Raw genomic sequence first — 15,242 nt, 5'->3', positions numbered from 1 at the left:
TTAAATCCCCAAACCTGCCACGCAGGCAGGCACAATGTGGCAATATGTTGCCTGCACACTACATCGATGCAACCTAAGAAAGAATGCGAGAACCCGTGTCCAGTCCGTTTACCTGCTTTTTAGCCCAGCACTTTGACCAGATTAATGACTATCTGGCCACGTTCTTTGACGGACAGGCGACCTCTGCCGATATCGAACGCTACCTGTACGCGCCGCTCTCGGCTTTTACGGCCAACGCCGGCAAGCGCCACCGCCCGCTTATCTGCATGCTCGCCGCAACCGCAGTGGGCGGTAGCTTTGAGAGCGCCCGCAGCGCCGCGGCAGCTATCGAGCATTTCCAGTCGGGTGCGCTCATCCACGACGACATCGCCGACAACGGACAGCTTCGTCGAGGCAAGCCCTGCATGCACCTTACCGAGGGCACGGGGCTCGCCATCAATTGTGGCGACCTGGCGCTCACCATGGTCACCAAGACGGTTCTCGACGATCCCACGCTCGAGTCCGACGTGAAGCTGCGTGTGCTCCACGAGCTTACCGAGATGATCGTCCGCACCATCGAGGGTCAAGCGCTTGACCTGGGTTGGGTCCGTGACGAGCGCTTTGATATCTCGGTTGATGACTACCTGGACATGGCGACGCACAAGACCGCGTATTACAGCGGAGCCACGCCGCTTGCCGCCGGAGCCATTATCGGCGGCGGCAGCGAAGAGCAGGTCGAGGCGCTACGCGCCTTTGGCCTGCACACCGGCCTTGCCTTTCAGATTCAGGACGACCTGCTCAACTTGGTCGGCACCAAAGAGGCCGCCAACAAGGACTTCCGCACCGACATCACCGAGGGCAAACGCACGCTCGTTGCCGTGCACGCCCTGTCTGATGAGCGCCATCACGACGAGGTCGAGGCAATCCTTTCCTCGGGCACCGAGGACCCCGCGCAGCTCGCGCGCGCCGTGGAGATCTTCCAGCAGACCGGCTCCATCGAATATGCTCACGCCTACGCGCTGGACCTGACCGCAAAAGCCAAGGCTGCCATCGAGAACGTTGAGCTTGACCCGCACGCACGCGAACTGTTCCTCTCCATGGCAGATTTCTTTGTGGAGCGCCTCAACTAGCGGGGGTCACAAAACCTGTGGGCAGCGCGTTTGGGTACAAGTTGCTACACTGTTGAGTGCATGTTTATGCATTGTCTCGCGTTGTCTATCCGACACGCGCTCAAAATAGTACGAATCGTACGCCGAAAGGGGTTCGTTCATGGAACCTATTACCACGGGCATGCAGGGAGCAGCCGTCGAGGATGTTCAGTCCCGCCTTCTGCAGCTCGGTTACACCATCGATGCCGACGAGGTCGCCGACAAGCGCTTTGGCACCACCACCGAGCAGGCCGTCAGCACCTTCAGGCTCGACAGTGGCCTTGCTGCCGGTCATGCCGTCGATATCCCCTGTTGGAGCGCCCTGGTCGACGCCTCGTATAAGCTGGGCGACCGCACCCTGTATCTGCGCATGCCCAATTTCCATGGCGCCGATGTGCAGGCCCTGCAGCGCGCTCTCAACGTTTTGGGCTTTGCCTGTGGCGAAGACGACGGCTACTTTGGTCCGCATACCGAGGCCGCCCTGCAGCAGTTCCAGGAAAATGTCGGCCTGTTTGCCGACGGCATGGCCTTCCAGGACACCTACGCCTACATCAACCGCCTGCACCATGTGTGGGAGGGCAAGCCCTCGGTCACCGAAGCCGAGTCCCGCATCGGTTTTGCTCGCGCCGCCAACGTGCTCGAGCGCTTCCAGATCGCCGTTATCGGTGAGGACCCCATCGCACGCAGCGTTGCTTCGCGCATGTGGAACATCGCCACGGCAACGACCGACAACAGCGGCATGATGCTCTGCGACTCCGAGGTCCCAACCGACGTTGACCTGGTGCTCGAGATCGCAAGCGACGAGCTGCCCGCCGACGCCGCGCCACGCGCCACGATTGCCCTCGCCGAGTGCCACAACCTGGCCCAGCGCATCCGCACCGCCAATGTCGCCGCGCAGCAGAAGCCGGCTCGCATTCGCATTGAGCTCACGGGCATGACGCGCTACAACGGCACCTTCACGGCCAGCGACGCGCAGACGCTCGCCGTACGCCTACTCGACGGCGTTTGCGATGCCCTCGCAGATTAGGTAAACTAGACGAGTTGCTTTTGGGCAACACCACACATTGGGACGTAGTTCAACGGTAGAACTCCGGTTTTTGGTGCCGGCTGTTGGGGGTTCGAATCCCTCCGTCCCAGCCATTAAAACTGAGCGCCCTAAGCCCATAACGGCCCAGGGCGCTTTCTTGTGGGCAAGCGGAGGAATTCGAACCCGCAAGGGTGCGGAGCTGAGGAAACGCGAAGCGTTTTCCAGCGCAGCACGCAAGGAGCGAAGCGACGCAGCGGGGCGCGGCCGCCGACCAGGCGGACGCGGAATCCCTCCGTCCCACACCAGCCAAGAGCCCCTCACGTCATGCAAATCGAGCCAACGCCGCCAAGCGGAGGGATTCGAACCCGCAAGGGTGCGGAGCGACGCAGCGGGGCGCGGCCGCCGCAGGCAGACGCGGTGTCGGCACTTGGGGACGCTCCTAAGTGCCGGCATTATAGGAACGTCCCCAAGTGCCGGCTCGGGACTATTTTCGAGGACCCTCCGAAGGACTGTGGCCAAAAAACGGCAAATATGAGTACTGTTACCGTTGTAGCTACATTATTTTCGTTAATTAAAGAAGATCTTAATGAGATTTATTCGCATCAAGGTCTTCCTTTAATGAACACTTGAGGAGATACGGCAGCTTATCTGCTCGATCGACACGTCAAATCACCTTAAATGTGGTCAAAATTACTGCTACTAAAAGAGTATCAGTACTCATATTTGCCGTTTTTTGGCCACGGCTCTTTATAGACACCCTGTACAGCGACGGTGGTAGATTTCGGAACGTGTCCGTCAGCCCCGTTCCGAAAAGCGAGCCGCATGCAACGGCCAAGCCACGACAGGCCCCGGGAGAGCGGGGACACCGGCTTAGGTTTATCGCGAGTTCCGCACGAACAGGAGGCCACTTAATGTGGCCTCCGTCGTGAGCAGGACTGTAGAGCAGGAAACCTAAGCCGGTGTCCCCGCTCTCCCGGGGCCGGCGGAATTTAGTTGTTCAGCATGCGGTCGAAGCTTCCCGAGTCGCCATCCCGATAGTCGGCGGTCATCAGAATCTCCTGCGGAATGCGCCCGCCTTCACGTAGCACATTGCGGAACTGCACGCGCGTGACCATGGGCAGATCCTTGATCGTCGCCGCCAAGTTCTGCGGCACGCCCTGGTTGGCAGCCGCGCGCTCGCACTCGCCGCCGGCCTTCACGCGACGCTTATGCTCGGCGAGCATGGCGCGGTACATACCGGCATGCAGGCGAATCTCAACCACATTGGCATTGCGAGCCTGCTCGACGATGCGCGCGCCCTCGCGGTCGATATCGCCCACGTAGTAGACGTAGTTAAAGCGATAGCCGATCTCGGCCAGATAATCGTCCAGGGCATGCGAGACGCTCGCCTTGCATCCGCCGCCAAAAATCACGCCGCCCACCTTGATGCCAAAGAGCTTGGCGTGCTTGCGGCCACGCAGCAGCCTGACGATCTCGTCGTAGGTGTCCAGGTTCTCGACCATAATGAACGGCTTATCGGCGCCCAGCGTAAAGAAACCCGTAAAGTGCACGGGGCGGTTGGGGGCGACCTTGATCGCCTGCATGCTGATGCCCTTTTCGGTCATGCGCCTTATCAGGCGCTCACCGTGCTTGCCGTCAAAAGCCTTCTCGTCGTTAAAAATCTGGTAGGCACGCTGGCGGCGCGAGGCAACCGGCGTATCGGCACCTCGGTTTTGCTCGATCCAAGCCTGGATGATTGCGATTTCCTCGGCAATCTTGCGGTTGGACATCTCGTTGTGCTGAGTGCGCTGCGGCGCCTTTTTGCCGTCCTTGCCCTCGACCTTAACAATTTGAGTCTGCTGTTCCTTGATCTTAGAGAGCGCCGTAGGCGTAGGGACAACTTTGAGCAGCTGCCTGCCCAAAACGCGGGCAAGGGCAAACGCCGATACCTCGCCGTGGACGGCCGACTCGGGCTGCTGGGTAGCACTATCAGCCGCGGCAGGCTCAGCCTGTGCATGAGGCTTACGCTTGGAATCTGCCTGGGTATTACGTTCCTGCTTGGGCGCAGACGAGCGCTTTTGCGGACGATCGGACTTGGCCTCCTTCGCCGGCTGGCGCTTGACCTGATCCACCGGAGTCTCGGCCTTCTCATCTCCGTTTTGTGTCGCTGTCTTCTCGGCCGCGGCCTCGGCATTTGAGCCACGACCGCCGCGGTGACGACGACGGCGGGGCTTGCCTGAGGCGCTCTCCCCCGCCTGCTTATCAGCGGTCTGTTGAGCTTTGACCTCAGTGTCAGCCGCAGGCTGCGACTCGGAAGGTTGCTGCTCGCGAGCCGCCGGCTCAACGGTTTTCTCGGTTTGTTCGGCCTTCTCGGCCTGAGCGGTCGGAGCCGGCTCGCCCTTCTCCTGACGCCTTACGGGATACGCGCGCCTCGCAAAACCACGTCCGGGACGACATGAGCCCGGGGCCTTCTTGGCAGACTCCTCAACATCGTCTGCGGCCTCGGAAAGCTCTTCAACCTCATGCGCGACATCCTGCTGCGCAGCCTTAAAGTGGGCACCACGGCGACGCTGGGGCTCCTGGGCCTCCACGGGCTTTTGCTCCTTCGCGGGCCTCTGCGACTCGGCAGCAACCTCGTTCTCAACAGCCTCGGCATCCGTCTCACCCTTTCGAGCAACGGCGCGACGGAAGCGCTCCTGCTGGGCGCGACGCTGCGCATCGCGCTTGCCACCCCCGCCAAAACCGCCGCGCCCTGCCTTGGCCGTAAAGGCACGCACGACGTTCTCATCGAGCAACTCATCGGTATCAACATGCTCACGCGGAGCAACTTCTTCCACAGCAGGCACGTCAGCGGAATCCTCGACGACAAAATCTTCGACGGACTCGGCAGGCTGCTCCTGGGCATCGCGGATCTCGACATTGATGGTATAGAACGCCGGGCGCCCGTTAATGCCGCTGCCCTCGATCTTGGTCACGATATTTGCCGCGATAAGCTCATCGCGCATCGCCTTGGTATCGCATTCCTTATCGACGGAGCGGAAAATCTGCGCCAGCGCGCTCGACTTAATCTTGAGCGCCTTGCGGCAGAGCAGGTCGTAGGCAACCAGCTTGGCGCGCTCGGCAGAAAGCGACGTCTGGCTGCTCAGACGCTCAGCCAGAGCATCGACATTGTTTTGATTATCGGAATATACCGTCTTGGCCACGGGGCCCCTTTCATATGCACACATATACGTCCATATGGTACAACGCACGAGCCTATCCACGCAAAACATCTGCGAGAACGCCCTTGCACCACCTGTTATCACAAGAAAAAAGACCGGGTCCGCTTGATTGCGGACCCGGTCTTTCCGAGTCAAATAGATGGGAGATTCAACCCGTCCGACCGACTAGGCCTTAGCGGCCTCGGCGTCGGCAGGAGCCTCAGCGGCAGCGGCGCGACCGTACTCGGCCTTGCCCATCTCGGACCACTCGGGCTCCTCGTCGGGCATGGAGCCGGCCTCCTTGCCGAAGAACTCCTTGAGACAGTTGACGGCAACGATGAGGCCCAGGACCATCAGCAGGACGGCGAAAACGAGCTGCAGGCCCTTGGTGGCGGCGACGGAGACGGCGGCCGTGGTGGCGGTAGCCGGGATGGTGCCGAAGAAGCCGTAAGCCTGGACAGCGGTCATGCAGCCCATGGCGCTCTGGACCAGCGAGGTGAAGGTGCAGCAGAGCAGGAAGGCGACGGGCACGTAGAGCATCCAGCCCTTGCGGCCGGTGCACTTGCAGAACACGGCGAGGGTGATCATGGTCATGCCGCCGAGCAGCTGGTTGGAAGCACCAAAGAGCGGCCAGATGTTGGCATAGCCGCCAAAGGCGAGGGCGAGACCGGGAAGCAGGGTGACGACCGTGGCGAACCAGGGGTTGCCGAGAACCTTCATGTAGCCGGCCTTGGACTCGATGGCCAGGGCGTCGTTGGTCTGGGCAAAGAACTCGGAGAACGAGGTGCGGGCGATGCGGGCGACGGCATCGAGCGAGGTCAGGGCCAGAGCGGAGACGTTCATGGTCATGAAGACGGTAGCGAGCGTGCCGTCAACACCGAAGGCCTGCATACCGCGGGAGATACCAGCGGCGAAGATCTGGAACGGGGTGGAAGCGACGCCGGCGTTGAGGGCACCAGTGCCGGCGGTGTTCATATCGGAGAACATGATGCCGGCGACGATGATGGCAAGGATGCCGACGAAGGACTCGACGATCATGGCGCCATAACCGACCTTGACGGCGTCCTGCTCCTTCTCGACCTGCTTGGAGGAGGTACCAGAAGAAACGAGGCTGTGGAAGCCGGAGAGGGCACCGCAGGCAACGGAAACAAACAGGACCGGGAACATCATGCCAGAAGCGCTGGAGAAGCCGGTAAAGGCCGGAGCGGTGATGGTGGCCTGGCCGTTAACACCCAGGACGACGATACCGAGGACAGCGCAGGCGATCATGACGATCATCATGATGGAAGTGAGGTAGTCGCGAGGGGTCTTGAGCATCTGGATGGGCATGGCGCCAGCAAAGACCAGGTAGACCATGACAACGGCGAACCACTGGAACTTGTCCAGGTAGACCGGGAACTGCATGCCGACGGCAAACATGAGAACCATGAGCACCACGCCAGTGACAAACTCGGCAGCGCCGGTGAGGTTGAACTTCTTCTGGGCCCAACCAAAGGCGATAGCGACGAAGGTGAACAGGATGGAGATGGTACCAGCGCAGCCGGCGGCATAGGACTTGGTGAAGTCGATAGCACCGGTGGCAGCGCCAGAAGCGTCAACGACCGAGGTGAACATGAACGTCTTGCAGACCATGTCGGTGAAAGCGGCGATGACGATGATGCAGAACAGCCAGCAGAACAGCAGGAACAGGCGACGGCCGGTCTTGCCGATGTATTTCTCGATGAGCTGGGCCAGGGACTTGCCGTTGTTCTTCATCGAAGCGTACAGAGCACCAAAGTCGTGGACGGCGCCAAAGAAGATGCCGCCGACGAGGACCCAGAGCACGACGGGCAGCCAGCCAAAGGCCATGGCGACGATCGTACCCGTGACAGGGCCAGCACCGCAGATCGAGCTGAACTGGTGCGAGAACGCGGTAAAGGCGGAGACGGGCGAGAAGCTCTTGCCGTCCTTCATGCGCTTGGCCGGCGTGAGGGCCTCTTTGTCAACGCCCCACTTGTTGGCCAGCCAGCGGCCGTAGCCCAGATAGCCACAGGCGAGCACCGCCGCGGCCACAACCATGAGCAAAACTCCGTTCATTACATTTCCTCCTCTAAAAAGAACTTCCTAGACATAAAAAATGAGGGCCGTCGGTTGCGCTCGACGGCCCTCATCTTCATCAGCCGCCCGTTATCGTACGGGCTAGCTGTATGTGCTAACCCGCATCAGATAATTACTACGCTGATAATGTTTAGCTGATGCGTGAACATGTCTAAGAAATCCTCTTCAATCATGATGTGAACGATCCGTGCGTGTTCACATCCCCCAGTGGTTGAAAAGGAGTATGAAACTTTAGTTACCTAAAGTCAACGCAAATTTGTAATGAATTTTCAGCTTTTTTTGAATTTCTCGGTATAAAACGCCACTGACCTCGGACTTTACCCCACGACAGTTTTTGCATGAGAGATGCCCCTCGGGAGCGGGCGGGCGTATACAAGGTTTCCTGCTCTACAGTCCTGCTCGCACGGAGAGCACATTAAGTGCTCTCCGGCTCGTGCGGAACTCGCGATAAACCTTGTATACGCCCGCCCGCTCCCGAGGGGCTCCCATCCCAAATGCGGAGCAAAGCTCCGCACACCATCTTTTTCTTTCAGCTAAAGCACGCCGAAAATTCGACGCAGCTGGCTAACCTTGCCGGACGTTGTCGACGCCAAACCAGCTCAGAAGCTATATCGATACAGAAAGGTCCCCGGCGCTGCCCGGGCGCCAGCGGCCGCATATGAACTTTATCGCGAGTTCCGCACGAACAGGAGGCCACTTAATGTGGCCTCCGTCGTGAGCAGGACTGTAGAGCAGGAAAGTTCATATGCGGCCGCTGGCGCCCGGGCAGCGTCGGGGACCGCACCCGTACGACTACAGCGTCATGTTTGGATCGGCGTCGACGTCGAACGGCGAGATTTCACCTCGGTCGAATTTACGGCGAGCGACCTCCGCGATCATGGCTGCGTTATCGGTGCAGGCAGACAAGGGCGGCACCGTTACGCGGATCCCCTGACGCCCAAGCTTCTTGATCATCATCTCGCGCAGATGCGGATTAGCCGAGACGCCGCCGCCGATGCAGTATTCCTTGCATCCGGTGGCATGCAGGGCGTTTTTGGCCTTCTTGTACTGAACGTCAAAGACGGCTGCCTCAAACGAAGCCGCCAGATCGGGCAGGTGAATCGTGCGCCCAGCCTTGGTCTCCTGCTCGATGTAGAGCGTCACCGCCGTCTTGAGGCCCGAAAGCGAGAAGCGATAGTCCCCCCTGCTGTTAAGCGCGCGAGGAAAATCGATCGCGCGGGGATTGCCCGTCTCGGCCAGCTTGGAGATGATGGGGCCACCGGGATAGCCCAGACCCAACGCCTTGGCTACCTTGTCGAAGGCCTCGCCCACAGCATCGTCGAGTGTCTCACCAAGTACCTCGTAGTCGCCCCATGCCTTCACGTGCACGAGCATGGTATGACCGCCCGAGACGAGCGTGAAGATAAACGGCGGCCTGAGATCGGGCTGCGCCAGCAGGTTGGCGAACAGATGGCCCTCCAGATGGTTGACGCACACGAGCGGCTTGCCGGCGGCATAGGCAAAGCCCTTGGCGAAGGCGACGCCCACTACCAGAGCACCCACCAGGCCCGGACCCTGCGTCACGCCAACAGCGGCGAGTTCGCTCGGCGCGATGGCTCCACCCTCAAGACCAAGCGATGCTGCGGCATCCTCGAGTGCCGCATCCACGACACTCACAATCACCTCGACGTGCTTGCGCGAGGCGATCTCGGGCACCACGCCGCCAAAGCGTGCATGAAAATCAATCTGCGTCGACACCTGGTTGGCCAGCATATTGCCATCCGCATCGATAATCGCCACCGCCGTCTCGTCGCAGGAGCTCTCGATAGCGAGTACGAGGCGGCGACGCTCAATTTCGGCACGCTCCCCCTCGGAGCGCCCAGGCGCAGGCAGCGGCCATACGCGCTGCTCTGCCGCCGTCGGCTCGGGCGAAGCATTATCGACCGGAAGCACCAGGGGCAGCGGAGCCGTCATGACGATGGCGTCCTTGCCGGCACCATAGTAGCCGCGGCGACGGCCAGCCTCGGTAAAGCCCAGAGCGTTATAAAGCGCGATCGCTCCCTCGTTACCGTCCTCGACCTCGAGCGAAGCCGTGGTGCAGCCGAGCATCTGGGCATCATAGCTCACATGCGACAGCAGCTTGCGGGCAATGCCCTCACGGCGATGTGCCGGGTCGACGGCGACATCCAGAATCTGCACATCACCGTCCACGACCATACCGCCGGCAAGGCCCAGCAGCTTGCCGTCGTCGTGTGCCACCCACCAACTACGCGGCGCAGCGACGTCCTCGCCCAGTTCGGACAGGAACATGCCCGGCGTCCATGCCTCGTGTCCGGCACCTTCAAAGCAGGCAGCCTCCAGCGCGCTCGCGCCCTCGGCATCCGCCGCGCCCATGGGACGGAACTGCAGATGACGACCGGCGAGCTCATCGGCAACACCCGTAATTTCGCTCTGCGCACTCTCGGCAAGACCAAGACGCTTGCGCTCGTTTTCCTCGGCATCCGAAAGGCGCGTGTAAATCGGCAGGACGCGGGCCGGATCGCCGTCACCCGCAGCGTGCGCGAGCAGCAAGCCCTCGCCCGAAGGCCACCACAGGTCGCGCTCCACGCAGCGGGCGGCCTCGTCCTCACCCAGCAGCTTGCCATAGCGCACGAGACCGTCACCGGTCAGCTGAACCTGGCCCCAGTCCGCTGCTTGGCGCCACTCATCGAGCGCCACGGCGGCCTTGACCACGTGTTCGCGCTCAAATTGACGCTCGGGACCCTCATCGACCAGCATATACAGCGCCGGATATACCTCACCGCGCATAGCATCGGCCAAGATACCAAGCTTGCCGCGCACGCCAGCCTTCCACGCCGTCCAAGCGCAAGCGTCGAGCGTCGACACGCCCAGCAGCGGAACATTGGCACCACGCGCGAGGCCCTTGGCAGTGGAGATGCCGATGCGCACACCCGTAAAGGACCCCGGGCCGCGGCCGACCACATAGCAACCAACATCGCTGCGATCCAGACCGGCTTGAGCCAGCACGCCATCAACGGTATTCACGAGCTCAACGTTGGCGTGACGGCGACACATGTGGTCGCCACTCACGAGCTTCGTCTCACCCGTCTGCCCATCAATCCAGCTTGCCGCGCAGGCAAGCATGTCGGTCGAGGTATCGAGCGCCACCACCAGCGCGTTGTCGTTATGCAAGCTCATCTTGTACAGCCTTATCAATCAAATGGGAAAGCTCCATTGCGCGGTCACCGTGCGCCTCAAGCGTTATCGTTCGCACATCGCTGTCGCCCTCATCACGCCTGAGCGTCACCGAAAGATACTCATCCGTCAGCTCGTCCTGGAATTGTTCGCCCCATTCCAGCAGGCAAGCACCCTCATAGCCCAGCACATCGAAAATGCCCGTATCCTCGAGCTCGTAGGCATGCTCCAGGCGGTATAGATCAAAGTGAAACAGCGGAATACGACCTTGATCGTGAACGGCCATGAGGGCGAACGTAGGGCTCGTAACCATATGCCCATCGCCCAGCCCGCGCGAGACGCCCTTGGTAAAGTGAGTTTTGCCCACTCCCAGGCCACCGGTCAGGATGAGCACATCGCCATCCTCAAGGCACGGTGCAATTAGCTCGCCAAAGTACTCCGTATCGGCAGCGCAAGTCGTTTTGTAAGTACCTACCCCCAGGCGCTCCAGGGACATATATGCTCCTTATTATTCCGAGGCGTCCTCTGGCGCGGGATGTCGCTCCAGATAGTCGCCCAGCATCTTAAAGTCTTCCTCCAGCAGCTCCTGCCACGCCGGATTGCGCAGCGCTGCTGCCGGATGGAACGTGGGCATTACCACAAAATGCCCCATCTGGTGGAACCTGCCGCGCAGCTTAGTAATGCCAATCTCGGTCTTTAGCACAAAGTGCGTCGCGGGGTTGCCGAGCGTCACAATAATATCGGGCCAGATGCTTCGAATCTGCTCACGCAAAAATGGCGAGCAAGCCAGCACTTCCTCGGGACGCGGATTGCGGTTTCCCGGCGGGCGGCACTTAAGCACGTTGGCAATGTAGACGTCTTCGCGTTTGAGCCCCGCCAGCGACAAAATGCCGTTGAGGTCCTCGCCTGCCGCCCCCACAAAGGGCTCGCCCTGCAAATCCTCATTGCGGCCCGGCGCCTCGCCAATAAACATCACGCGAGCGTGGGGGTTTCCCACGCCAAACACGATGTTATGGCGCGACTGGTAAAGCTGGCAAAGGTGACAATCGCCCAGAACGGCCTCGATCTCCTCGAGTGCGACCTCACGCGGCGCCTGATGGCTATGGCCGGGGATGTGCATGACGCCCATAGCGACTCCTACACGTAGACCTTGTCGAGACGCATACCAAAGCCGCAAGCGACCTCGTAGTTAATCGTGCCGCGTAGGCGCGCCATCTCGTCCATGGTAATCTCGGCATCTCCATCGCGGCCGACAATGATCATCTCGTCACCATACTCGGCCTCGGGAATCTCATGTGCTGGGTTGGACTGAATGGCGACCATAAACTGGTCCATGCAGATATTGCCCACCTGACGCACACGCTCGCCGCGATACAGCACGTCCATACGATTGGAAAGCGTACGCGAAAGGCCATCGGCATAACCGATCGGAAGGGTGCAGATCTGAACGCGCGTGCGCGGTACGCGGTAGGTAAAGCCGTAGCCCACGCCCTCGCCCATCGCAGGATGCGCCACGCGCGTCACACGCGCGTGGACGCTCATGACGGGATCAAGCTGCATCACGCGACCACTCAGCTCACATGGCTGCAGACCATACAAACCGATGCCGGCACGAATCATGTCAAAGTGCATTGAAGAATCGAGCATCGAGGACGGCGTATTGGCACAATGCACGATACCGCATTCAAAACCTGCGTCCTTAATGGCCTGAACGGCCTCGGTAAAACGCTGGCACTGCAGCTTGTAGTCCCAACCCGAAGGTTCATCGGCCGTGGCAAAGTGCGTAAATACGCCGTCGCACTGGATGCCGCGATGGAAACTGATGCCGCGTACAAAGTCGAGCACCTGTGTGTAGTGAACACCGATACGATTCATGCCCGTCTCGATGGCGAGATGATACTTGCCCACTTTGCCCGCCGCGACGGCACATTCGCCATACGCAAGAGCAAAGTCAGACGTATAGACCGAGGGCATGATATCAAACTCGAGCAACGTCGGAATGGCCTCGATAGGCGGCTCGCTTAGGATGAGGATGGGTTTCGTAATCCCGCCCTGTCGGAGCTCAACGCCCTCGTTAACCGTCGCCACGGCAAACATGTCGGCACCGGCCGAATACATGATCTTGGCGCACTCAACAGCTCCATGACCATAAGCATCGGCCTTAACCACGCAGCACAGGCGCTGACGTGGATTCAGCAAATTCTTATAGGCCCTCGTGTTGCGACGGAGCGCCCCGCGGTCGATCTCGACCCAGGACCAGCGCGTCAAATCGGCTTTATTCATGATTAGTCATCCGACCCTTCGTCCATGATTCCCAGATCTTCGAGCGCATCCTTTGCCGCCAGTTCCATGGCAGGACCGATCAAGTCGATAAGATCGGTCGCGATGACGCTCTTCTCACCATACTCCGTCGCCGCGGCAAAACCGGCGTAGCTGTGAAGTGCGACGGCGTACGAATACAGCAACTCCCAACGATTCATCTCGTCGCGCATGGTGGCAAGCGTGCCGGCCAAAATACCCGCGAGAACATCACCCGAACCGGCAGTTGCCAGAGAAGCCGGACCCGAGAGCGGCAGCAGCACACGCTCAACGCCACAGATAGCCGTCGTCGGCCCCTTGGCAATGACCACCAGATTGTCGGAGCCTGCAGCCCAGACAACCTTCTGCGCGGCCGCAATCGCGGTACCAAGGTCGTTCACCTCGTCACCGGCAACCAGGCGCGAAAGCTCACGATAGTGCGGCGTCATAACCAACGGCTGCTCGCGGCGATACATCTCGGGGTTACTATCAATACCGTCAATGGCAATCTTAGCAAGGCAGTTGAGTGCATCGGCGTCCAAAATTAGCGGTACATCAAGCTCGAGCAAGCCCGAAACCACCTGCATAGCGCCGGCAGACGTCGTCATACCGGGACCGCACAGTACACAGCTGTACTTCTTTGCAATCTCGCACACAGTCATGCGCGCAGCGGCGCCAAAGGAGCCGCGGGAATCAGACGGAATAGCAAAGACGGGAATCGAAGGAAGTGCCATGCGAATAAGATTGGCGCAGGCGTCAGGAGCCGCGACCGCCACGTAACCAGCACCCGCGCGAGCTGCAGACTTGGCCGCCATAATGGCAGCACCAGGATATTGCGCAGATCCGGCGACAATAAGCACAGAGCCACGGGAATACTTATCGATATTCGATGGTAGCGGAGCAAAGTAATCAACTAAGTCACCGGGCTCGACAATCTCGGCGGCGTGGTCAACATCATCGATGACTTCGTCAAGACGGTCGTAAAGATTGCCGCAGATCAAATCGCCAGCATACTCAGGGCCATCAGCGCTATACAGACCAATCTTGGGCGCGATCATCGTCACCGTGCGCTCGGCACGAATGCAGTCGTCATCAACAACGCCCGTCTCGGCATTCAGGCCCGAGGGGACATCAATGGATACGACACAATCGGCGCATCCATTGACCGTAGGAATCCAAATGGAGAACGGCGCACGCAGATTCCCGTGGAAACCGGTACCAAAAATGGCATCGACAACAACATCCGCCTTATCGATCAAAACCTCGAGTTCGTCACGCGAGGGGCCGACGCAAACGTGCACATCGCGGCCGGCAGTACGACGAGCAACATGACGTGCCAGAGCAGCAGGAATCTCATCCGGTTCAACCGGAGAAACGATATCCACGTCCACACCCTTATGGCTCAGGATATCGGCGGCAACCCAACCGTCGCCGCCATTATTACCAAAACCGACCAAAACGAGAACCCGATCGGGATTGAGCTTCAAGACCTCGTTAGCGGCAAACTCACCCGCTAGCTCCATAAGCTCGGCCTTCGAAGTCCCTTCGCGTTCGATGATATCCTCGAGACGAACGACTTCTTCGGTACTCAAAACCGGTTTCATCTATGCTCCTAGCGTATCTTGCGAAGCATCGCCCAGGTGCTCCGTCAATGCTGAATTCTGCAGCTGCTCGAGCTCATCTAATACAGAGCGAGCCTCTTTAAATGTCTGCGCAACGCGTTTCTTGGTGCTCACCTTTTCATCTTTTGGCTTAGGCCGAGCATCTTCGGTAATCGCGATGGCATTCGCAACGGCCAAGTCTCCCGTAAGCGTAATGGAAAGAGCGACCTCAACAACGCCCAGTTCTTGAGCGATCTCGAGAGCACGGCCCGAAAGCAGCGCCTTCGGTTTGCCGAGTTTATCACGCGTTACCGAAACATCCTTGCGACCCACGCCTTGACTAAAACCCGTGCCGAGAGCTTTAAGCACCGCCTCGCGCGAAGCAAAGCGGCTCGCATAGTGAGCAGCGGGACGCGATGATGCATCGCAATACGCACGCTCTTCTTCGGTAAACACACGCCGAGCAAACGACGGCGTCTTTTCAAGAATTGATTTCATGCGGGAAATCTCGACGATATCAACGCCGATACCAGCTTCAGCCATGTTCACCTCCATATCGCACAGACTAAGTTATTGTAGCCCGTTCACAGAAGATGCGACAAACGAGGGTTATAAAACACAGCTACTATGTGAGACAAATTGCCCGAGATACAAAAAAGGGGGAGGCCGCGAGGCCTCCCCCTTCTTCAAGTCATCCGACGGCTCGGTGCCGTCCACCGGTCAGCGGCGCCCTGGCCTC

General features: G+C 59.7%; 10 protein-coding genes and 1 tRNA gene. 3 read left to right on the top strand and 8 right to left on the bottom strand.

The window, feature by feature from the left end; translation table 11 throughout:
• Positions 1-95: 95 nt before the first annotated feature.
• The 3 genes from DWY51_RS08450 (at position 96) to DWY51_RS08440 (ending at position 2,267) form a co-directional block, all read left to right on the top strand.
• Positions 96-1,109 carry a polyprenyl synthetase family protein gene (locus tag DWY51_RS08450; protein ID WP_233504672.1) on the top strand — a complete coding sequence of 338 codons (1,014 nt, stop codon included), beginning with the start codon at positions 96-98 and terminating at the stop codon, positions 1,107-1,109.
• A 139-nt stretch (positions 1,110-1,248) separates the two neighbouring features.
• Positions 1,249-2,154, top strand: coding sequence for a peptidoglycan-binding protein (locus DWY51_RS08445; RefSeq protein ID WP_197032236.1), 906 nt, complete (start codon positions 1,249-1,251; stop codon positions 2,152-2,154).
• Between the two features lie 38 nt (positions 2,155-2,192).
• Positions 2,193-2,267 (top strand) — tRNA-Gln (locus DWY51_RS08440).
• Between the two features lie 876 nt (positions 2,268-3,143).
• Here the strand turns inward: DWY51_RS08440 and DWY51_RS08435 are convergent.
• The 8 genes from DWY51_RS08435 to acpS form a co-directional block, all read right to left on the bottom strand.
• Positions 3,144-5,336: a hypothetical protein gene (locus tag DWY51_RS08435; protein ID WP_158556934.1), complete on the bottom strand. Its 2,193-nt coding sequence runs from the start codon at positions 5,334-5,336 to the stop codon at positions 3,144-3,146.
• A 183-nt stretch (positions 5,337-5,519) separates the two neighbouring features.
• Positions 5,520-7,409 carry a carbon starvation protein A gene (locus DWY51_RS08430; protein WP_117770527.1) on the bottom strand — a complete coding sequence of 630 codons (1,890 nt, stop codon included), beginning with the start codon at positions 7,407-7,409 and terminating at the stop codon, positions 5,520-5,522.
• Positions 7,410-8,222: 813 nt separating this feature from the next.
• Positions 8,223-10,607 carry a tRNA (adenosine(37)-N6)-threonylcarbamoyltransferase complex transferase subunit TsaD gene (tsaD, locus tag DWY51_RS08425; RefSeq protein ID WP_117770526.1) on the bottom strand — a complete coding sequence of 795 codons (2,385 nt, stop codon included), beginning with the start codon at positions 10,605-10,607 and terminating at the stop codon, positions 8,223-8,225.
• Positions 10,594-11,100 carry a tRNA (adenosine(37)-N6)-threonylcarbamoyltransferase complex ATPase subunit type 1 TsaE gene (gene tsaE, locus DWY51_RS08420; RefSeq protein ID WP_089573670.1) on the bottom strand — a complete coding sequence of 169 codons (507 nt, stop codon included), beginning with the start codon at positions 11,098-11,100 and terminating at the stop codon, positions 10,594-10,596. The genes tsaD and tsaE overlap by 14 nt, the downstream gene beginning before the upstream one ends.
• A gap of 12 nt (positions 11,101-11,112) precedes the next feature.
• On the bottom strand, positions 11,113-11,733 hold the full coding sequence (locus tag DWY51_RS08415; protein ID WP_089573671.1) for a uracil-DNA glycosylase: 621 nt from the start codon (positions 11,731-11,733) through the stop codon (positions 11,113-11,115).
• Between the two features lie 8 nt (positions 11,734-11,741).
• The gene (alr, locus tag DWY51_RS08410) at positions 11,742-12,887 is read right to left on the bottom strand and encodes an alanine racemase (RefSeq protein ID WP_117630070.1); all 1,146 of its coding nucleotides are present in this window, start codon (positions 12,885-12,887) and stop codon (positions 11,742-11,744) included.
• A gap of 2 nt (positions 12,888-12,889) precedes the next feature.
• A complete protein-coding gene (locus tag DWY51_RS08405; RefSeq protein WP_117770525.1) occupies positions 12,890-14,506 on the bottom strand; it encodes an NAD(P)H-hydrate dehydratase in 1,617 nt (538 codons plus the stop codon).
• Entirely contained in the window at positions 14,507-15,046 is a 540-nt protein-coding gene (gene acpS, locus DWY51_RS08400) for a holo-ACP synthase (protein ID WP_117655164.1), read from the bottom strand.
• Positions 15,047-15,242 lie beyond the last annotated feature (196 nt).

The sequence above is a fragment of the Collinsella sp. AF25-2LB genome, assembly GCF_003458415.1.
Taxonomy (GTDB): Bacteria; Actinomycetota; Coriobacteriia; order Coriobacteriales; family Coriobacteriaceae; genus Collinsella.
The sequence above is the reverse complement of the archived record's forward strand: the minus strand, read 5'-3'. Positions and strand labels throughout refer to the sequence as shown.